We start from the raw sequence: 20598 nt of genomic DNA, 5'->3' as shown, positions 1-20598 counted from the left end.
GATCAGGCGTTCGTCAGGGCCATGAAGATCAGCGCGGCCAGCGACAGGCAGACGACCCAGATGGTCGCACGGATGAAGCCTGCAAAGGTCTTCTGGTGTTCGGTAATATCCATCGTTCCGGGCGTGCTATAGGAATTGTCGCGTTTGTTCGTCATGACGTCACCTCAGTTTGGCGTTTTTTCTGCGATAGCGGAAACTTGACCGCCTGTCACGCCCCAGAGCGTCGCATCCCGGCTTTCACCGACAGCCCGGATCACGCCGACGCGGCGCAGATGGTTGATATGGGCGACGGCCTCGACCAGGGCCAGGCCGAATTCCCCGTCGCCGATGCGGCGCTTGAACAGCAGGTCGAAACAGCCGACCGCGGTGCGGGGCGCGACGGCCAGCGCGGCGGTCAGGCGGGTCAGGGCGGCGTGGTGGTTTTCGGTCATCTGGCGCAGGCGGAAGGGCAATCCGGTGAAGGGCAGCTTGTGCCCCGGCAGGATCAGCTGATCCTCGCGCGCAAGGATGGACAGACGCGCGCAGCTTTCCAGCCATTCGCCCACGGGATCGGCGGCGGGTTCGGTCGGATAGACCCCCAGATTCGGAGAGATCGACGCCAGCAGCTGATCACCCCCGATCACCAGATCGTCATCCAGCGACCAGAAGGTGGCGTGGCAGGGCGCATGGCCATGCCCCATCGCCACGCGCCAGCGGCGCTGGCCAAAGGTCACGATGTCGCCTTCGGTCAGGCGGGTGAAGCCGACGGGCATCGGATGCACGACATCGGCGAAATTGAAGGGCCGCGCCGCCGCGCGTTTGTCCAGCATCTCGGCGGGCATCCCGGCCTTGCGCCAGAAATCGACCTGCTGGGGGCTGGCGGTGGCCTGTTCGTCCAGCGTCAGCATGCGCGCGGTCAGCCAGGCGGTGCGGCTCATCAGCAGTTCGGCCCCGTCGGTGTCCATGAACCAGCCCAGCAGGCCCACGTGGTCGGGGTGATGATGGGTGCCGATCACCCGGTTGATGCGCCGCCCCTGCAGGGGTCCGGCGCGCAGATCGGACCAGATGGCGCGGGCGCGCGTCGTGTCGAAACCGGTATCGACGATGGTCCAGCCATCGCCATCGTCCAGCGCATAGACATTGACGTGATCCAGCGCCATCGGCAGCGGCAGGCGCAGCCACAGGACGCCGGGGGCAACGGTGACGGCGCCACCCTCGGGGGGCGGCGCCGGAAAGGGGGTCCGGATCACGCGGCGAAATCGCCGGCCAAGGCGGCGTCGCTGATGCCCGTCAGGTCGTCCAGACCAGCCAGCGCCTCGGCCAGGTCGCCGGCATGGCGCGGCAGGATGCGGGCCATGAAGACCTGCGCCAGGGCCACATGCGCGGCGGTTCCGGCCTGGGCCGCACGCAGGTGGTAATGCCCGCCCAGGACCCGCGCAAAGGCGGTCAGATAGGCGGCCGCCCCGGCAAAGCGGACCGGCATCTCGGCCTCCAGCAGGTTCTGGGTGGCCTCGCGCAGCGTCTCGGCGGCCTGCCACAGCTGGTGGGCCATTTCCGGATGGGCCGATTGCGCCGCGCGGGCGCCGTCCGTCACCTCGTCCAGCAGGCGCATGGCGGCGTCGCCCCCGTCGGCCAGCTTGCGGCCGACCAGATCCATCGCCTGGATGCCGTTCGTGCCTTCATAGATGGACGTGATGCGCACGTCGCGCAGATACTGCGCGGCGCCCGTTTCCTCGACATAGCCCATGCCGCCATGCACCTGCACGCCCATGTCCGACACGCGGATGCCGACATCGGTGCCATAGGCTTTGGCGATGGGGGTCAGAAAGGCCGCGCGGGCGTTCTGGTCGGCGTCGCCCGTGGCACGCGCCATGTCGATGGCGGTGGCGCAGGCCAGACCGATGGCGCGGGCGGCAAAGATTTCGGCCCGCGCGGTGGCCAGCATGCGGCGCACGTCGGGATGCTGGATGATCGGGCCCATCTGGTTGCGGTCGGTGGCATAAGCGACGGCCTTCTGCAGCGCGGCCTCGGCCACGCCGATGCCCTGCATGCCGACGCCAAGGCGGGCGCAGTTCATCATGGTGAACATCGCGGCCATGCCCTTGTGTTCGGCGCCGACCAGCCAACCCTTGGCCCCCTCGAAGCTCATGACGCAGGTGGGGCTGCCGTGGATGCCCAGCTTTTCTTCCAGGCTGACCACCTTCAGATCGTTGGCGACGCCGGGATTGCCCTGATCGTCAGGCAGGAATTTTGGCACCATGAACAGGCTGATCCCGCGCGTCCCCTTGGCCGCGCCCGGCAGGCGCGCCAGCACCAGATGGCAGACATTGCCGGTGACGTCGCTGTCGCCCCAGGTGATATAGATCTTCTGCCCGGTGATCAGATAGCTGCCGTCACCCTGGGGTTCGGCCTTGGTCACCAGCGCGCCCACGTCGCTGCCCGCGCCCGGTTCGGTCAGGTTCATCGTGCCGGACCATTCGCCGCTGATCAGCTTGGGCAGATAGGCGGCCTTCAATTCGTCGCTGGCGTGATGTTCCAGCGCCTCGATCTGGCCTTGGGTCAGCAGCGGGTTCAGCTGCAGTGCCAGGCAGGCGCCCGACATCATTTCCGCGACCGCCATGTTCAGCGCCTGCGGCAAGCCCATCCCGCCATATTCGGGATCGGCCGACACGCCGACCCAGCCCCCTTCGGCAATGGCACGGAACCCTTCGGCAAAGCCGGGCGAAGACCGCACCACGCCGTTTTCCAACCGCGCGGGATGGGCATCGCCCACCATGTTCAGGGGTGCCAGAACATGCGTGGCCAGCTTGCCGGCCTCGGACAGGATGGCGCTGGCGGTTTCGGACGTCGCCTCGGCGAAGCGGTCGGTTCCGGCAAGCTCCGCGAAGGGCACGACATGGGTCAGGATGAAGTCGATCTGTTCGACTGGTGCCTTGTAGCTCATCGGGTCCTCCTCCAAGCGCCTTGGCATCCCGGGCCGGCGCGACTATCAGAACGGTCAGGCGGCATCTTGGGCCGCGAACCGATCAGGCTCAACCGAAACCCCGCGTCACGCATGTACACCCTTCGACTGACCCCGGATGCAGACGGCCTGTCGCGCGCCAGCGCGCTGCTGTCGGCTGGCCGGACCGTCGCCATCCCGACCGAGACCGTCTATGGCCTGGCCGCCGACGCCCGCAACGGCGAAGCGGTCGCCCGCATCTATCAGGCCAAGGGCCGGCCCAGCTTCAACCCGCTGATCGTCCACCTGCCCGACACGGGGGCCGCGGCCGCGATCGCCACGATGCATCCGCAGGCGCAGGCGCTGGCCCATGCCTTCTGGCCCGGTGCGCTGACCATGGTGCTGCCGCTGCGTCCCGAGGCGGGCATCGCCTCGCTGGTGACGGCGGGGTTGGCGACCATCGGGTTGCGCGTCCCGGCCCATCCGGCGGCCCGCGCGCTGCTGCGCGATTTCGGGGGCCCGTTGGCCGCGCCGTCGGCCAATGCATCGGGCCGCATCAGCCCGACCAGCGCCGATCATGTGCTGTCCCCGGATGGCGGTCTGGACGGGCGCATCGCGGCCGTGCTGGATGCGGGTCCCTGCGATGTGGGTGTCGAATCCACCATCATCGGCTGGCCCGATGGCATCCCAACCCTGCTGCGCCCCGGCGGCATCCCCGCCGAGGCGATCGAGGCCGTTCTGGGCGCCGCCCTTGCCCGCCATGACGGCGATCCGGTCGCGCCATCCGCCCCCGGCCAGCTGACCAGCCATTATGCCCCGAAGGCGGCCCTGCGCCTGAACGCGGAGCCACGTCCCGGTGAAACGCATCTGTCCTTCGGGACCCCCGGTCCCTTCAGCCTGTCCGATGACGGCGATCTGGCGCAGGCGGCAGCGCGTCTGTTCGATCTGCTGCGCCGGGCCGATGCCCTGGGGCGGCCGATCTCGGTCGCGCCCATCCCGCAGCACGGTCTGGGCGCGGCCATCAACGACCGGCTGCAGCGCGCGGCAGCCCCGCGCGCCTAGGCGTCACGCCCCCGGACGTGCCGGGGAACGTGGTGCAGCGATGGGGGGCAGAGCCCCCCGCCGCCCTTACAATCCAAGCGAATTGTAGACGTTCGAGATGCGGCGGATCGCCACCACATAGGCCGCCGTGCGCATGTCGTTGACCTTGGCGTTGTTCATCCAGACCTCCTTCATCTTCTTGAAGGATTCGCGCATCGTGTCGTCCAGGCCCGACCGCACCAGGTCCAGTTCGTCCGCGCCGTGCAGGAAGGATTCCTTGAACCCGCGCGCCAATTCGAAATTCGTGCCCGTATCGGCCGAGATCCGCTCCAGCTCCTCGATCAGCATGCGGGCGCGGGCTTCCTCGTGGCGGCGTTCCAGGCGGCCCAGGCTGATCTGGGACAGGTTCTTGACCCATTCGAAATAGGACACCGTCACGCCGCCCGCGTTGGCATACATGTCGGGGATGATCACCACGCCACGACGGCGCAGGATCTCGTCGGCATCGGCGGTGACGGGACCGTTGGCGGCCTCGATGATCAGCTTGCAGCGGATGCGTTCGGCATTGTCGCCGTCGATGACGCTCTCGATGGCGGCGGGGATCAGGATGTCGCATTCGTCTTCCAGCGCGCGCAACCCGTCATCGCTGTAATCGCCGCCGGCAAAACCCTTAACGCCCCCGGTCGCGCGGATATGGCCGCGCAGCGCGTCGATGTTGATGCCCTGCGGATTGCGGATGACGCCGTCGCGCTCGATGACGCAGGTGACCAGGCACTGATCCTCGGCCGACAGGAACTGGGCGGCATGATAGCCCACATTGCCCAGGCCCTGCACGACGACGCGCTTGCCACCCAGGCCGTTCGTCAGACCCGCCTTGGTCATCACGTCGTCATGGCGGAAGAATTCGCGCAGGGCGTATTGCACGCCCCGGCCCGTCGCCTCGACCCGACCGTCGATGCCGCCCGCCGTGCGCGGCTTGCCGGTGACGCAGGCCTTGGCGTTGATGTCGTCGGGATGCAGCCGCTTGTAGGCATCGGCCATCCACGCCATCTCACGCTCGCCGGTGCCCATGTCGGGCGCGGGCACGTTTTGGGACGGAGAGATCAGGTTGCGGCGCGACAGCTCATAGGTGAAGCGGCGGGTGATCCGCTCCAGCTCGTCCTCGTTCCAGGCGCGCGGGTCGATGCACAAGCCGCCCTTGGACCCGCCGAACGGCACTTCGACCAGCGCGCATTTGTAGGTCATCAGGGCTGCCAGCGCCTCGACCTCGTCCTGATTCACGTCCAGCGAATAGCGAATGCCGCCCTTGACCGGTTCCATATGTTCCGAATGCACCGACCGATAGCCGGTGAAGGTATGGATCTGACCGCGCAGCCGCACCCCGAAGCGGACCGTGTAGGTCGAGTTGCAGACCCGGATCTTTTCCTCGAGCCCCGGCGACAGGTCCATCAGACCGGCAGCGTGGGTGAACATCCGTTCGACTGATTCGCGGAACGAGGTCCTGTGGGCCATGGGGGCTTTCCTCCTGAATGACAGCGTCATGATTGCGCTGCCTAATGCTAAGGCAATCCGTTCTTGGCCGCCACCACGGAACGGCCCGCGCGCGGGGCTGTGACATTCCTGCGATGATCGAAACGTGATTCACGCGGCGGGTTCTCATGCGCGGGGTTGGGGCGTAGTGTCGGGACAAAACAAGGGCCCGGTTACAGGGCCGGCAGGGAACAGCAGGACATGATCCGTCACATTTGGATTTCGCGGGCCGCCGTCGCGGCCCTTGGCCTGGCCGCACTGGCAGGCTGCAATCGCATGCCGCCCATGGCACCTGTCCAGGGCGTGGCGCCGGTCCAGGGCGTGGCTCAGGCGCCCGGATACGGCTATCCCCCGGCGGCAGGCTATGGTGCGCCGCAGCCCGCCATGGCGCAGCCCGTCGCGCCGGTGCCCGCCCCGATGCCGATCCCGGTTTCGGACCCCGCGCCCGCGCCTGCACAGGGCATCAGCGGCTTGACAGAACGCAAGCCCGACCTTTGCGGGGCGGCCAAGATCGCGGATGCGGTGGGCAAGCCCTCCAGCGTGATCCCGACGCTTGGCTTGACGCGCGACTATCGCATCGTCGAATATCGCGGGATCGAGGCGCAGGTCTATGTCCCCAACCGCGTCGTCTTCCGCCTGGACGAGGCCGGCACCATCACAAGCATCGATTGCGGATGACCCCCATGACCCGATTTGCGACCACCCGTCTTGTCCTGGCCATCGCGGCCCTGCCGCTGCTGGCCGCCTGCCAGCCCGCCCCCGAAACGCCCGATCAACCCGATCTGTGCGGCGCGTCGGGGTTCCAGGGCCTGATGGGCCAGAACCGCACCGCGCTGGACCAGCTGACCCTGCCGCAGGGCACCCGCGTCGTCGGCCCCGACGACATGGTCACCGCCGATTACCGCACCGACCGGCTGAACATCGAATATGACCGCAAGGGCGTCATCCACAAGATCGGCTGCTACTGATCGTTGATCTGCACCGGCAGGCTGTGCCACCATCGCGTGATGAACGCACAGCCGCCGATCCAGCCGATCCCCGATCAGGTCGTCTTCGACCGCAAGGAACTGAACCTGATCCTGTCCACCTATGGCCGTTTCGTGGCGGCCGGTGAATGGCGCGATTACGGCATGTCCTTCCTGCGCGACGTGGCGATCTTCAGCGTCTTTCGCCGCGCCGCCGAACACCCCCTCTATCGGATCGAGAAACGACCGCGGCTGCGCAATGCCCAGGGGCTCTATGCCGTCATCGCGATGGACGGGCGCATCCTGAAACGTGGGCATGACCTGGCGACCGTGCTGCGGGTGCTGGACCAGAAGCTGATCCGCCCCATCGACTGACCGTCACGTCACGTCCCACGCGGCTTGGCGCGCATGGTCGGGTCGGCCTGAGTCGGGTCCTCGGGCCAGGGGTGGCGGGGATAGCGGCCGCGCATGTCCTTGCGCACGTCATGATAGGAACTGGCCCAAAACCCCGGCAGGTCCATCGTCACCTGCACCGGCTTGCCCCCCGGCGACAAAAGCGCCATCCGCAGCGGGCGGCCGCCGACGACGGGATGGGTGGTGACGCCAAAGACCTCCTGCAGGCGCAGCTGCACCTCGGGGTGGTCCCCGTCGTAATCGATGGGCACCTTGCGGCCCAAGGGCGTCACGAAATGCGCGGGCGTGGCCTGATCCAGGCGGCGCTGGCCATCCCATCCGATGCGGGCCTTCAGGGCCTCGGTCAGGTCCAGGCCGCGCAGGTCCGACAGGCTGCGCGCCCGCCCCAGCCAAGGCAGCAGCCAGTCGCCATCCCCCAGCAGGCTGGCATCATCGACATCGCCCAGGCCGCCGACCAGTTCGATGCGCGCGCGGTATCGGGCGGCGGCGGGCGACCATGTCAGGCCGTTCAGGCGCAGACCCTCCAGCGCGGCACGGGCAATGGCATCGTCGGGGGCGTCGCGCCAGATGCGGTCTGACAGCACCAGCGCGCCAAGGCGGTCCTGTTCGCGGGCCAGAACCCGGTTGTCGCGGCGCGACCATTCGCAGACCTGCACCTGGTCGATGCGGTCGCCATGCAGGGCGCGCAGCTCGGCCTCGTCCAACGTGGCGGCCATGCGGATGCGGGCCTCGCGCTGATCGCCGTCCAGATCCACGGCGACGATCAGGCGCTGGCCGGCCAGCAGATCCGCATTGTCGATGACGGCTCCCTTGCCCCCCGACAGGACGAAGCGCGCGTCATCGCCCTTGCGCCGCAGCCCGATCCGGTCGGGATAGGCCAGCGAGGCCATGCCCCCCGGCGACAGCGCGGGCTTGTCCCCCACCATGCGGCGCAGGCGGGCGGCCTCGTCGCGGATGCGCTGGACGCCCTGACGGTTGACCTGTTCGGGGAACCGCTTGGGGTCGCGGATGGCGGTCAGGCGCAGCGCCAGGTCCACCCCCACCCCGCGCAGGGGATCGCGGTCCGACAGCAGCGCCGCCAGATCGGCCGCCCCCCGTCCCGCCAGGATCAGCATATGCGCCAGACGCGGGTGCAGCGGCAACCGCGCCAAGGCCCGCCCGTGATCGGTGATGCGCCCGTCCCGGTCCAGCGCCTGAAGGGCGGTCAGCAGGGACCGCGCCTCGGCCAGCGCGCCTTCTGGGGGCGGGGTCAGGAAGGCCAGGTCGGATGCCTCGGCACCCCAGCTGGCCAGCTCCAGCGCCAGCCCCGACAGGTCGGCAACGGTGATTTCGGGGGGCGCATAGGCGGGCAGCGCGCCTTCCTCGACCCGCGCCCACAGGCGGTAACAGATGCCCGGCGCGACGCGGCCCGCGCGGCCCCGGCGCTGGTCGGCCTCGGCCCGGCTGACGCGTTCGGTGACCAGCCGCGACATGCCGCTGCCCGGATCGAACCGCGCCCGGCGCGCGCGCCCCGCATCGACGACCACCCGCACCTGCGGGATCGTCAGCGAGGTTTCCGCGATGGCCGTGGCCAGCACGATCCGCCGCCGCGCGCCCGGTTCCGACAGCGCCGCGCGCTGCGCCTTGGCGTCCAGCGCGCCGTAAAGCGGCAGGATGTCGTGATCCATGCCCGACAGCTGGGACATGACGCGGCGAATCTCTCCCTCGCCCGGCAGGAAGGCCAGGATGGTGCCGCCGGTATCAACGGTGTCGGCGGCGGCGGTCCGGATCAGGCGCGCGGCCTCGTCGACCAGGCGGATGCCCTGCGGCAAGGGTCGGTCCAGCCAGCGGGTTTCGACCGGAAAAGCCCGCCCGTCCGACGTGACAACCGGCGCGTCATCCAGCAGCGCTGCCACCGGGCCCGCATCCAGCGTGGCCGACATGACCAGCACGGCCAGATCCTCGCGCAGGGCGCCGCGCGCCTCCCACACCAGGGCCAGGCCCAGATCGGCATTCAGGCTGCGTTCGTGGAATTCGTCGAAGATCACGCAGCCGATTCCCTCCAGCGACGGGTCGGACTGGATCATGCGGGTCAGGATGCCCTCGGTCACGACCTCGATCCGGCTGCCCGCGACCGATTCGCCGCGGATGCGGTACCCGATGCGACCGCCCACCGGCTCGCCCAGGGTGTCGGCCATGCGTTCGGCGGCGGCGCGGGCGGCCAGACGGCGCGGTTCCAGCATCAGGATGCGGCCCGGCACCTGGTCCATCAGCGCCAGCGGAACCCGCGTCGTCTTGCCCGCGCCGGGGGGCGCCACCAGCACCGCGCGGCCCGCGCGGGCCAGCGTTGCGCAAAGTTCGGGCAGGATCGCGTCGATGGGCAGGGTCTGTGACATGGGGCGGTGATACCGCCCCCCGCAACCCGCATGCAATCGCGATGTGGGGCCGTGACTTTCCCCACCCTGCGGACCTATCCTCGCGGCAAAGGCGTTAAGCCGCAGACACGACACCAGAGGGGCAGTATGGGCATCGGCAGCGACGTGATCGAGGGGCTGGGCCTTGGCGATCCGGTCATCAGGATCGGCGTGACGGGACTGTCCCGCGCGGGCAAGACGGTCTTCATCACCTCGCTTGTGGCGAATCTGCTGGAACGCGGGCGCATGCAGGCGCTGCGCGGTGCCGCCGACGGGCGCATCAAGGCGGCCTGGCTGCAACCCCAGCCCGACGACACCATCCCGCGTTTTGATTTCGAACGCCACCTGTCGGCGCTGACCGGTCCCGAACCGCATTGGCCCGACGGCACCCGCCATGTCAGCCAACTGCGCCTGTCGCTGCGCATGGAATCGGGGGGCCTGTTCGGCAGCCTGCGCGGCGCGCGGGTGATGCATCTGGACATCGTCGACTACCCCGGCGAATGGCTGCTGGACCTGCGGCTGATGGATCGCGATTTCGCGCAATGGTCCGCCGAGGTCTTTGACCGCATCGATGGCCGCCCCGGTGCCGACCGTTTCCGCGCGGCACTGACGGCGGTGCAGGCCGCCGACCATTTCACCGAACCGCAGGCGCAGGACCTGGCCGACATCTATACCGCCCATCTGAACGCCGCGCGTGATGCGGGCTGGTCCGATTGCACCCCTGGCCGCTTCCTGATCCCCGGCGAAATGGCCGGATCGCCGGCGCTGACCTTTGCGCCCCTGCCCCCCGAACTGCAGGGCGGCAAGCTGGGCCGCGAGTTCCGCCGCCGCTTCGACGCCTACAAGTCGCGGGTGGTAAAACCCTTCTTCCGCGACCATTTCGCCCGGATCGACCGTCAGGTCGTGCTGGTCGACGTGCTGGGCGCCATTCACCAAGGCCCCCGCGCGGTCGAGGACATGCGCCGCGCCATGGCCGACATCCTGACCGCCTTCCGCCCCGGACGCGCGGGCTGGCTGGCGCAGCTGCTGGGGACGCGCCGGGTGGAACGCATCCTGTTCGCCGCGACCAAGGCCGACCACCTGCATCACATCCAGCACAACCGGCTGACCGCCATCCTGTCTTCCATGCTGCGCGAGGCCCGCGACCGCGCCGATTTCCAGGGCGCCCGGACCGAGGCCATGGCCATCGCCGCCCTGCGCGCCACGACCGAGGACATGATCCGGCAGGGCGATGACGAACTGCCCGTCGTGCGGGGCCGCCTGCTGGACGGGCGGCAGGCGGCGTTCTATCCGGGCGAATTGCCAGCCGATCCCTCGATGCTGCTGCATCCGGCGCGGGCGGGGGCGGATGCCTGGCTGGACGCCGATTACGCGATCATGAACTTTGCCCCCGCCCCCCTGACCACGCGCCCCGGCGACGGACCGCCCCATATCCGCCTGGACCGCGCCGCCGAATTCCTGATCGGAGACCGCCTGTGAGCGACCAGCCCAAGCGCCCCCGCGGCCCCGTCCTGATCCAGCTGGACGAACCCGTCCGCAACCAGGCCCGCGCGCCCCATGTCGACACATCGGACAGCGACGCGCCCAGCCCCGCCGACGCGCCCCCCATCGACGAACCCTCCGCCCCCCTGCCCCGTCCCCGCACGATGGAGATGGTAACCCGCCTTGTCGGTCGCCCGCCGTCACGGATGACGCGGTTCTTCATCAATACGGGTGTCGCGCTGTTCACCTTCCTGCTGGGTGTGGCGGCGCTGGATTTCATCAATGGGCTGATGGTCAGCTATCCGCTGTTGGGCTGGATCGCGATCACGCTGTTCGGCCTGTTCACGCTGGCCTGCCTGGGGATGGCGCTGCGCGAATGGCGCGCCTGGCGGCGCTTTGCCAAGATCGATGCCTTGCAGCGCCAGGCGGGCGCCGCGCTGGCCGATGACAGTTTCGACCAGGCAAAGCTGGTTACCGACCAGCTGGTCGGGATCTATGCCAAGCGCCCCGAAATGGAATGGCAGCGCCAGCGCCTGGCCGAGCGCCGCCACGAGACTTTCGACGCCACCGCCCTGCTGACCCTGGCCGAGGCCGAGCTGTTGGCCCCCCTGGACCAGCAAGCACGGCGCGAGATCGAGGCCGCCGCTCGCACCGTCGCCGCCACCACCGCGCTGGTGCCGCTGGCGCTGGCCGATGTGGCCGCGGCGCTGGCGGCCAACCTGCGGATGATCCGTCGCATGGCCGAGATCTATGGCGGGCGTGCCGGGGCCGTGGGTGGCTGGCGTCTGGCCCGCACGGTGATGACGCATCTGATCGCGACGGGCGCGGTCGCGGCGGGGGATGATCTGGTCCACACGGTGGCGGGTGGCGGCATCCTTGCCAAGCTTTCGCGCCGTTTCGGCGAAGGTCTGGTCAACGGCGCCCTGACCGCCCGCGTCGGCATCGCCGCGATGGAGGTCTGCCGCCCTCTGCCCTTCATCGCCCAGCCCCGCCCCAAGGTCGGCAACCTTGTGACGCGGGGCCTGCGCGGGCTGTTCGGGAACGACGATCAGGCGTGATCCGTCACAGGATCAACTTGTAGCCCAGATGCGACTGCTCGAACCCCAGCCGGTCATAGAACCGGTGTGCATCGACCCGCGTCTTGTCGGTCGTCAGCTGCACCATCGCGCAGCCATGCGACCGGCAGGCGGCGATGGCCCATTCGATCATCCGCTGGCCGATCCCCTGTCCGCGCAGATGGCCCGCGATCCGCACGGCCTCGATCTGGCCGCGTATCGCGCCGCCGCGTGACAGGCCTTGGGTGAAGGTCAGCTGCAGCGTGCCGATGACCTGCCCCTCATCCTCTGCCACGACCAGCAGCTGGTTCGGATCGGCGTCGATGCGGGCGAAGGCATGGGCATAACCCGCAGCCGACGCCGCCTCGCGCGCGGCGCCCAGCCTGTCATCGGTCAGCAGCGCGACGATGGCAGGCAGGTCCCCGCCACGGGCGCGGCGGAAGTGGACCGTCACGGTTGCGCCGCGCTTTCATCCGGCAGCTGCGGGGCCGCCGCGCCATCGGCCGGAACCTGCCCTTCCGAGGCATCGTCGGGCTTCACCAGCCGGTTGTCCTGCCATTCGCCCGACGCGACCTGCCCCGTGGCATAGCGCATGACGCCTTCGCCCTGACGCTTGCCGGCGGCGAAATTGCCTTCGTACCGGTCGCCATTGGCATAGGTGGCCACGCCGGAACCGTCGATCTCTCCGGCCTTCCAGCCGCCCTCATAGATGAAGCCGTCTGGCGTCGTCAGGCGGCCCTGACCTTCGCGGACGCCATTGACGAAATTGCCGGTATAGACCGTGCCGTCGGGATAGGTCGCCTGGCCTTCGCCGTGACGCTGGCCATCCTTCCAGGCGCCGGAATAGACATAGCCGTCGGGATAGGACATCCGCCCCTGCCCGTCATTGCGCGCATTGCGGAAGCTGCCCTCATAGACCATGCCATTGGCATAGCTGGCCTTGCCGTCGCCCTCGATCACGCCCTCGGACCACTGGCCCTCATAGGTGGAACCGTCGGCATAGGTGATCTTGCCGGTGCCGTCTGGACGGTCGGCGCGCATCTGGCCCAGATAGACCGACCCGTCGGGATAGGTGATCTGGCCGCGCCCCTCCATCCGGCCCTTGGACCATTCGCCGACATAGACATAGCCGTCGGCGCCCGTGAAGGTGCCCTGCCCGTCGCGGCGGTCATTGGCGAATTCGCCGTCATAGACATCGCCATTGGCATAGGTGGCGACACCCTGGCCCTGGCGGCGGCCGCCTTCCAGCGCGCCTTCGTACTTGTCGCCGGTGGACTGGATCAGCACGCCGGTGCCCGACATCTGGCCCGCGGCCCAGACCCCGTCATAGGTCAGCCCGTCGGCCATGGTCAGCTTGCCCTTGCCCGCGCGCTGCCCCGCCAGCATCCCGCCTTCATAGGTCGCGCCGTCGGGATAGGTGATCTTGCCCTGGCCTTCCTTGACGCCCGCGACCCAATCGCCCTCGTAGCGGTATCCGTTCGACTGGCGCAGCACGCCCTTGCCGTGATGCAGCCCCTTTTCGAACTGACCTTCATAGACGGAACCGTTGGCATAGGTGGCCTTGCCCGCGCCGGTGATCTCGCCCGCGGCCCAGGCGCCCTCATAGGTGCCGCCATCGGCATAGGTGATCTTGCCGGTGCCGTCGGGCTTGCCGCGGGCGAACTGACCTTCGTAGACGGAGCCGTTGGGAAATTCAGCCCGGCCCTGACCCATGATCTGACCTTCGACCCAGTCACCCTCATAGCGGTAGCCGTTCGGCAGGACATAGCTGCCCTGGCCATGCTGCAACCCGTTGCGGAAGGTGCCTTCATAGACACCGCCGTCGTCATATTGCTTGGTGATGACCTGGGCACCCGCCTGCGCCGTCATGCCCATCACGGCCAGCGCCACCGCGCCCACTGCCGTCGCCGCCCGAGTTGCCGCCTTCATCGCCTCTGCCCTCATCGTGTTTTGACCGAAGGTTTACCCCAGCAAGGCCGCGCACGCAAAGGCCGACTTTTCCTTGGCGTCCCGATCCTCTATCCCAAGGGCCAAGCCATCGCCCAACCCACCGGGGATCTGACCATGACCGACCGCTTCCGCCTGACCATCGGCCAGTTGAACGCCACCGTGGGCGACCTGCCCGGCAATGCCGCCAAGGCGCGCGAGGCATGGGACCAGGCCCGCGCGTCCGGCGCCGACATGCTGGCCCTGCCCGAGATGTTCATCACCGGATACCAGACGCAGGACCTGGTGCTGAAACCCGCCTTCACCCGGCAGGCGATCGAGGCCGTGATGGAACTGGGCACATCGCTGACGGACGGCCCCGCCATCGGCATCGGCGGCCCCTGGGCCGAGGACGGCAAGCTGTATAACGCCTATTGGGTCTTTCGCGACGGGGCGCTGGTCGCGCGCGTCCTGAAGCACCACCTGCCCTACAAGCAGCTGTTCGACGAATTGCGCCTGTTCGACAGCGGACCGATCAGCGGCCCCTATCCCGTCGGCCCCGCCCGCATCGGATCCCCCATCTGCGAGGACAGCTGGTATCCCGACGTCACCGAGACGCTGGAGGAGACGGGCGCCGAAATCCTGATCGTCCCGAATGGCAGCCCCTATCACCGCGACAAACTGGACCTGCGCATGGGCCACATGGTCGGCCGCGTGGTCGAGACCGGCCTGCCGCTGGTCTATGTGAACCTGGTCGGCGGCCAGGACGACCAGCTTTACGACGGGGCCAGCTTCGTGCTGAACCCCGGCGGCAAAAAGGTCGTGCAGCTGCCCGCGTTTCAGGAAGCCATCGCCCATGTCGATTTCATCCGCGGCGATGACGGCTGGCTGGCGCAGCCGGGCGACATGGCGGTCCAGCCCGATGCCTGGGAACAGGATTACTTTGCCATGATGCTGGGCCTGCGCGACTATCTGCGCAAGTCGGGCTTTCGCAAAGTGCTGCTGGGCATGTCGGGCGGCATCGATTCCGCGCTGGTCGCCACCATCGCCGCCGACGCCATCGGGCCCGACAATGTCCGCTGCGTGATGCTTCCGTCGGAATATACCTCGCAGACCAGTCTGGATGATGCCGCCGATTGCGCGACCCGTCTGGGTGCGCGGCTGGACACGGTGCGCATCGACGGTGCCCGCGACGCGGTGGGCGGCGCGCTGGCGCATCTGATGGAGGGGACCGAACCCGACATCACCGAGGAAAACATCCAGTCCCGCCTGCGCGGCGTCATGCTGATGGCAATCTCCAACAAGTTCGGGGAAATGCTGCTGACCACCGGCAACAAGTCCGAGGTCGCTGTGGGCTATGCCACCATCTATGGCGACATGGCGGGCGGCTATAACCCGATCAAGGATCTCTACAAGACGCGCGTCTTCGAAACCTGCCGCTGGCGCAATGCCAACCATCGCGACTGGATGCTGGGCAACCCCGGCGAGGTGATCCCGCCGCGCATCATATCAAAACCGCCCTCGGCCGAACTGCGCCCCGACCAGAAGGACGAGGATTCGCTGCCCCCCTACGAGGTGCTGGATGCCATCCTTGAGGGGCTGGTCGAAAAGGACCTGGCGCTGGCCGATCTTGTCGAACAGGGCTTTGACGCCGAGACCGTGCGGCAGGTGGAAAAGCTGCTCTATGTCAGCGAATGGAAACGCTATCAGGCGGCGCCGGGGCCGCGCATCTCGCCCCGCGCCTTCTGGCTGGACCGCCGTTATCCGCTGGTCAATCGCTGGCGCGACATGCTGTAGGGGACGCTCACGGAACCTCGATCTTGCCGACCAGGGGCATGTCGTCGCGCGGTCCGACGCTGTGGCGTTCGATCATGCGATGGACGACCGGATCGCCATCGCCGCGATGCAGGGCGCGCAGCTGGATCGTCACCTCGGCGTCGGTCTTGGTGCGGCGCAGGTTGTGGCGGACATATTCGTCCCATGTGGCGATGTGATAGCTCTCGCTCCAATGGTCGGGATGTTCCAGATCGCGCAGCAGCGCCCAGCCCCGCGCCCCGTCGCGTCTGCGGATCATCCGGCGCTGCTGCATCAGGCGCAGGAATTCCGGCACGTCGTCGTGATCGATGCGGTAATCCACCATCACCATGACCGGCCCCGACCGCCCCCGCAGGTCCAGCTGCAGCGCCGGTTCCCGGAACCTGTTGGCCGGGTCCAGATCGTGGCTGCCGAATTCGGGGGCCCGCAGCCAGATGCCCAAGGCACCCCCCGCCAGCAACAGCAGCCCCGCCGCCGTCAGCGCCGTCTGCACGCCATGCGCCCCCGCCACGCCACCCCAGGCCCATGACCCCGCGGCCATTCCGCCGAAGGTCGCCGTCTGGTACAGCGCCAGCGCGCGGGCCACGACCCAACGCGGCGTGGACAGCTGAACCGTCACGTTGAACAGCGACAGGGCCAGCACCCATGACGCGCCCGCAGGCAGCATCGCCAGCGCATGCAGCCAGATCGCGTCGGTCAGTCCCAGCACCAGCGCCGCGAAGGCGAACCCGCCAAAGGCCATGCGCACGACATGTTCGTTCGACATGCGCGCCCGGATGCGCGGGTTCATCAGGGCGCCGCCGATGGCGCCGACGCCATAGCAACCCAGAAGCCCCCCGAACAGCAGCGACCCGCCCTCGGGGTGGCTTTTCGCCACCAGGGGCAGCAGCGCCAGAACGGCGATGGCGGCAAAGCCGAACAGCGCCCCGCGCACCAGCACCCGGATCAGGTTCGGCGACAGCGCGACATAGCGCAGCCCCGCCCCCATCGCGGCCATGAAGGGCTCGGGCGTGGTGACGCGCGGGGCCAGCTGGGGCTTCCACCGCGCCATCGCCCCCAGAAGCGGCAGATAGCTGAGCGCATTGACCGCGAAGGCCGCCGCCGCCCCGAAGGCCGCGACGATGAAACCACCCGCCGCCGGTCCCACGCTGCGCATCAGGTTGAAGCCGACCGAATTCAGGCTGACCGCCGCAGGCAGGTCTTGGCGGCCCACCAGATCCCCGATGCTGGCCTGCCAGGGCGGATTGTAGAGCGCCTGCCCCGCGCCCAGCATGAAGGTGAAGCCCAGCAGGATCCAGGGCGTCAGCCCGCCCGCATAGGCCACCGCCGCCAAGGCTAGCGACACGACGGTCATGAAGCACAGCGCCGCCATCAGCAGGCTCTTGCGGTCGAAAATATCGGCCAGCGCCCCCGAGGCGATGGCCAGTAGCATGATGGGCAGGGTGTTGGACGCCTGAACCAGCGCGATCAGCGTCGCGCTGTCGGTCAGCTGCGTCATCAGCCAGGCCGCCCCCACGGCCTGGACCAGCCCGCCGAAATTCGAGACCAGCGTCGCGCTCCAGAGAAGGCGGAAATCGGGATAGGACAGCGGGGCCAGGGCGCCGTTCGGGCGCTTGCGGTCGGGGTCGGTCGCAGAGATGTCGGGCACGGGCTTTTCGTCTTTCGAATTGGCGGTCGGGCTTTCTTGGCAGGCGTGTCGGGCTTGGCAGGCGTGTCGGGAATGCCGCGCGGTCCCCCGCACCCTGCCGTCGAACCGGGCAGATGGCGGCCCGGATCGCGGCGCGGCGATTCCCGGAATGGTTTATCAGGGGCATTTGCGCGGCGATGATGAAACCTTTCCACACGCCAAGTTGTTCCGACGGCAGCGAAAGTTGATCAGGCTGACGCCGCCGCGCAACAGGCGACGCCGCGTCTGCCTGCCAAGACCCGTTCGGCGGCCCGCAAGGCTTGACGCGCGAGGGGCCCTGTGCCCATGGAATGATGATGAATCACGGATCGGGGCGACCCTTTGCCGTGGTGGAATGTTTTTGCTGCCTCGGTGCGGGCTCTGCCGCCTGCGACCGACGATGAACAAGGAAATTGAAACGATGCGCCTCGCTTCTCTTCTCGCGGCGGCGGCCCTCGGGCTGGCGGCCTGCGGTCCCTCGCAGGAAACCGCCGCTCCGGCCGTGCAACAACCCGCGACGGTTCCCGACATCTACAAGGCCCGCACCGATACCGGCCCCGATGGCAACCCGATCCAGATCGCGGCCGTGCGCGCCGCCTATCTGACCGATCGCAACCGCCGTCAGCTGGTCCCCTATAACGGCACCGAAACCCCCGGCACCATCGTCGTCGACCCCTATGCCCGCGTGTTGTATCACGTGCAGGACGGCGGTCAGGCCATGCGCTATGGCGTCGCGGTGGGCCGTGCCGGCAAGGGCTTCGAGGGCAGCGCGACCATCGCACGCAAGGCGTCTTGGCCCAGCTGGCGTCCGACCGACAACATGCTGCGGACCGAGCCGGAACTGTATTCCCAGTTCGCCGGCGGCCTGCCGGGCGGCATGCAGAACCCGCTGGGGTCGCGCGCGCTCTATCTCTATCAGGGCAGCGTCGATACCTATTACCGCATCCACGGCACGCTGGACCCCTCCTCGATCGGCAAGGCCACCTCGGCCGGGTGTATCCGCATGTTCAACCAGGACGTGATGGATCTGTTCGAACAGATCCCGACGGGCACCAAGGTCATCGTGCGCTCCGAGGCTGACAGCCTGCGCATGGAAGGCCCCATGGCCGAAACCCCCGAAGGCTATGTCCAGCCCGCCGCCCAGGTTCAGCCGGACCTGCAGACGTCCGCCGTTTCGGGCGCTGCCGCGGCACCCGCCGCGACCCCGGCCGCAGGTTCGGTCACGGCTGCCGATCCCTATGCCTCGACGGCGACCGTGCAGACCGCGATGGTGACCGACCCCTATGCCGACGACGCAGCCTTCGTGTCGCCGGTGGAAAGCGCCGTTCCCGGCCAGTGACGCGCCGCGCGCATCCGTGACCGCCCCTGCCCCATGGGCAGTTCGGCAACTGTGACAGACCCCGGTTCGCGCCGGGGTCTTTCCAATTGCAAAAACGGCAATCTGTGCGCAATGTCGGTCCAAGCCGTCCGACCATTCCGTCCAAGAGTTTTTGCCATGCCCAATTACGCAAGACGTGAACAGGAAATCCTGACCGCCGAACATCAGGCGCTGATGGTCAAAAGCCGCGCGCCGGACCTGGGGCTTCTGGCCGATGCCGACCTTCTGGCCCTGCTGGAACAGCTGCGTGCCGAAAAGACTCTGGTCGCGGATGATCCCGCCGATGGCGGTCCTGGACCCGCCCAACTGCTGGCCGCCGCCATCAAGCGGGTGGATTTGGAACGCCGCAAGCGCGGCATCGCGCCTGGCATGGCAGCAGCTTCGGCCAAGGCCGGACGCACGCCTGCCACGCCCAAGGCCGTCGCCACCACCCGGCGGCGTGCCGCGGCCACGCCCCGCAAGCCTGCCGGTCGCAAATCCGCCGAGGCGCGCAAGACCGACCTGCGCACCGAACCCCACCGGGTGCCGAAGCAGAAGGCAAAACGACCCGCCGCCCCCATCGAGGCGGATGCGGAAGACGCCATGGTAACGAGGAACAGCAAGATGCCGTTGACGGACACTGAGAAGGCCGCGAAGAAGGCCGCCCGCAAAGCCGAAAAGGAGGCCACCAAGGCCGCCGAGAAGGACGCCGCGCGCGAAGCCCGCCGCGCCGAGCGCAAGGCCTTGAAGGACGCCGAAAAGGAACAGGCTCGCGCGGAACGCAAGGCCGAGCGGAAGGCTGAGAAGGACGCGGCACGAAAGGCCGAAAAGCAGGCCGAGCGCGCCGAACGCAAGGCCGGGCGCAAGTCCGCAGAGGGTGCCGAAGCCACCCCTGCCACCGTCGAGACGCTATCGGCTGAAAAGCCGAAATCGGACAAACCCAAGGCGGACACCGCAAAACCCGCCAAGTCCAAGACGGCAAAGACACCCAAACCCAAGACGCCGAAGGACAAGACCGCCAAGGACAAGGGTGCCGCAGCCAAGAAGGCCAAGTAGGGCCCGCGCCGGCGGCGGAAACGCATGATATGAAAAGACTGCCCGGATACATTCTTTGCGGCGCGCTGGCCCTTGGCGCGACGCTGTCCACCGCGCCCGAAACCCGGGCGCGGCCTGCGGTCGATGCCTATCACGGCTATGCCCCCCGCCCCCCGTCCGAGGATCGCCGCTGCACCGATGACGGGCGCGACTGCATCCGCAAGGCCAGCTACGCCGCCGATGTCTGCAAGCTGATCGAGCGCAACGCCAGCGAACAGGGGCTGGACCCGAATTTCCTGGCCCGCCTTCTGTGGAAGGAAAGCCGGTTCGAACCCTCGGCGGTCAGTCCCGCCGGGGCACTTGGCATCGCCCAGTTCATGCCCGGCACGGCGGATCTTTACAGGCTGGACGACCCCTTCAACCCCGCGCAGGCGATCCACAAGGCGGCGTGGTATCTGGCGACGCTGTCGGACCGTTTCGGCAATATCGGCATGGCGGCGGTCGCCTATAACGGCGGGGAAAACCGCGCCGCCCGGTTCATGCAGCAGCAGACCACCCTGCCCTATGAGACGATCGACTATGTCGAGGCGATCACCGGTTTCGGCGCGCATCGCTGGCGCGACAATCCGCCCGGCGCGAATGAATTGACGCTGGCCCTGGACAAGGACCTGGATTTCCGGCCCGCCTGCGAAAAGATGGCGGGCGATCGCAGCCTGCGCGAATTCGAGACCCAGCCCCGCGTCTTTCCCTGGGGCGTGATCGTGGCCAGCCATCCCAGCCGGTCCGGCGCCGCCCAGCAGGTGGCCCGCCTGAACCGCACCCTGCGCCCCATCCTGGATCGGGGCGCGCAGGTCGGCTATGTCCGCAAGCGCATGAACGGCATGCCGCGCGCGGTCTATACCGCGCAGGTCGGGTACAATTCCAAATCTGCCGCCGCGACCTTCTGCAACCGCTTCAAGCGGATCGGCGGGCGCTGCATCGTCCTGAAGAACTGATCCG

The 20598-nt window shown here is 68.3% G+C and carries 18 protein-coding genes; 10 read left to right on the top strand and 8 right to left on the bottom strand.

What is annotated here, in order from left to right; all coding sequences use genetic code 11:
• Positions 1-2: 2 nt before the first annotated feature.
• The 3 genes from IE00_RS04030 to IE00_RS04020 are packed head-to-tail and all read right to left on the bottom strand — an operon-like array spanning position 3 to position 2923.
• Entirely contained in the window at positions 3-155 is a 153-nt protein-coding gene (locus tag IE00_RS04030; protein ID WP_072295794.1) for an aa3-type cytochrome c oxidase subunit IV, read from the bottom strand.
• A gap of 9 nt (positions 156-164) precedes the next feature.
• A complete protein-coding gene (locus tag IE00_RS04025) occupies positions 165-1229 on the bottom strand; it encodes an MBL fold metallo-hydrolase (RefSeq protein WP_072295793.1) in 1065 nt (354 codons plus the stop codon).
• Complete coding sequence (locus IE00_RS04020) at positions 1226-2923, bottom strand: acyl-CoA dehydrogenase (RefSeq protein WP_072295792.1); 1698 nt, start codon at positions 2921-2923, stop codon at positions 1226-1228. Before IE00_RS04020 ends, IE00_RS04025 begins: the two co-directional genes overlap by 4 nt.
• Positions 2924-3034: 111 nt before the next feature.
• Here IE00_RS04020 and IE00_RS04015 point away from each other — a divergent pair, with 111 nt between their 5' ends.
• Positions 3035-3982: an L-threonylcarbamoyladenylate synthase gene (locus tag IE00_RS04015; protein WP_072295791.1), complete on the top strand. Its 948-nt coding sequence runs from the start codon at positions 3035-3037 to the stop codon at positions 3980-3982.
• A gap of 66 nt (positions 3983-4048) precedes the next feature.
• Here the strand turns inward: IE00_RS04015 and IE00_RS04010 are convergent, their stop codons facing one another.
• Positions 4049-5473 (bottom strand): Glu/Leu/Phe/Val dehydrogenase, encoded by a 1425-nt coding sequence (locus IE00_RS04010; protein ID WP_072295790.1) that lies wholly within the window; start codon positions 5471-5473, stop codon positions 4049-4051.
• Positions 5474-5692: 219 nt separating this feature from the next.
• Between IE00_RS04010 and IE00_RS04005 the strand changes: the two genes are divergently transcribed.
• From IE00_RS04005 to IE00_RS03995, 3 genes are read left to right on the top strand one after another with little or no spacing between them, the layout of a single operon-like run.
• A complete protein-coding gene (locus IE00_RS04005) occupies positions 5693-6169 on the top strand; it encodes a hypothetical protein (protein ID WP_072295789.1) in 477 nt (158 codons plus the stop codon).
• 5 nt (positions 6170-6174) lie between these two features.
• A complete protein-coding gene (locus IE00_RS04000; RefSeq protein ID WP_072295976.1) occupies positions 6175-6459 on the top strand; it encodes an I78 family peptidase inhibitor in 285 nt (94 codons plus the stop codon).
• 39 nt (positions 6460-6498) lie between these two features.
• Positions 6499-6831: a DUF2794 domain-containing protein gene (locus IE00_RS03995; protein ID WP_072295975.1), complete on the top strand. Its 333-nt coding sequence runs from the start codon at positions 6499-6501 to the stop codon at positions 6829-6831.
• An 8-nt stretch (positions 6832-6839) separates the two neighbouring features.
• Here IE00_RS03995 and hrpB read toward each other — a convergent pair whose 3' ends face one another.
• Entirely contained in the window at positions 6840-9245 is a 2406-nt protein-coding gene (hrpB, locus tag IE00_RS03990) for an ATP-dependent helicase HrpB (RefSeq protein ID WP_072295788.1), read from the bottom strand.
• Between the two features lie 126 nt (positions 9246-9371).
• On the opposite strand from hrpB, the gene IE00_RS03985 reads away from it, so the two are divergent.
• The gene (locus IE00_RS03985) at positions 9372-10742 is read left to right on the top strand and encodes a YcjX family protein (protein ID WP_072295787.1); all 1371 of its coding nucleotides are present in this window, start codon (positions 9372-9374) and stop codon (positions 10740-10742) included.
• Complete coding sequence (locus tag IE00_RS03980; protein ID WP_072295786.1) at positions 10739-11803, top strand: YcjF family protein; 1065 nt, start codon at positions 10739-10741, stop codon at positions 11801-11803. Before IE00_RS03985 ends, IE00_RS03980 begins: the two co-directional genes overlap by 4 nt.
• Before the next feature lie 4 nt (positions 11804-11807).
• Here IE00_RS03980 and IE00_RS03975 read toward each other — a convergent pair whose 3' ends face one another.
• Both IE00_RS03975 and IE00_RS03970 read right to left on the bottom strand, forming a co-directional pair.
• On the bottom strand, positions 11808-12254 hold the full coding sequence (locus IE00_RS03975; RefSeq protein WP_072295785.1) for a GNAT family N-acetyltransferase: 447 nt from the start codon (positions 12252-12254) through the stop codon (positions 11808-11810).
• A complete protein-coding gene (locus IE00_RS03970) occupies positions 12251-13729 on the bottom strand; it encodes a 2-isopropylmalate synthase (protein ID WP_139291312.1) in 1479 nt (492 codons plus the stop codon). Before IE00_RS03970 ends, IE00_RS03975 begins: the two co-directional genes overlap by 4 nt.
• Before the next feature lie 135 nt (positions 13730-13864).
• Here IE00_RS03970 and IE00_RS03965 point away from each other — a divergent pair, with 135 nt between their 5' ends.
• Complete coding sequence (locus IE00_RS03965; protein WP_072295783.1) at positions 13865-15523, top strand: NAD+ synthase; 1659 nt, start codon at positions 13865-13867, stop codon at positions 15521-15523.
• A 7-nt stretch (positions 15524-15530) separates the two neighbouring features.
• Here the strand turns inward: IE00_RS03965 and IE00_RS03960 are convergent, their stop codons facing one another.
• The gene (locus tag IE00_RS03960; RefSeq protein WP_072295974.1) at positions 15531-17180 is read right to left on the bottom strand and encodes an MFS transporter; all 1650 of its coding nucleotides are present in this window, start codon (positions 17178-17180) and stop codon (positions 15531-15533) included.
• Positions 17181-17628: 448 nt separating this feature from the next.
• On the opposite strand from IE00_RS03960, the gene IE00_RS03955 reads away from it, so the two are divergent.
• The 3 genes from IE00_RS03955 (at position 17629) to IE00_RS03945 (ending at position 20594) form a co-directional block, all read left to right on the top strand.
• The gene (locus IE00_RS03955; protein ID WP_072295782.1) at positions 17629-18546 is read left to right on the top strand and encodes a L,D-transpeptidase; all 918 of its coding nucleotides are present in this window, start codon (positions 17629-17631) and stop codon (positions 18544-18546) included.
• Between the two features lie 156 nt (positions 18547-18702).
• Positions 18703-19620, top strand: a complete 918-nt coding sequence (locus IE00_RS03950; protein WP_072295781.1) for a hypothetical protein — start codon at positions 18703-18705, stop codon at positions 19618-19620.
• A gap of 29 nt (positions 19621-19649) precedes the next feature.
• Positions 19650-20594: a lytic transglycosylase domain-containing protein gene (locus IE00_RS03945; protein WP_072295780.1), complete on the top strand. Its 945-nt coding sequence runs from the start codon at positions 19650-19652 to the stop codon at positions 20592-20594.
• Positions 20595-20598 lie beyond the last annotated feature (4 nt).

It is taken from the genome of Paracoccus sp. SM22M-07 (assembly GCF_001887735.1).
GTDB lineage: Bacteria > Pseudomonadota > Alphaproteobacteria > Rhodobacterales > Rhodobacteraceae > Paracoccus.
The sequence above is the reverse complement of the archived record's forward strand: the minus strand, read 5'-3'. Positions and strand labels throughout refer to the sequence as shown.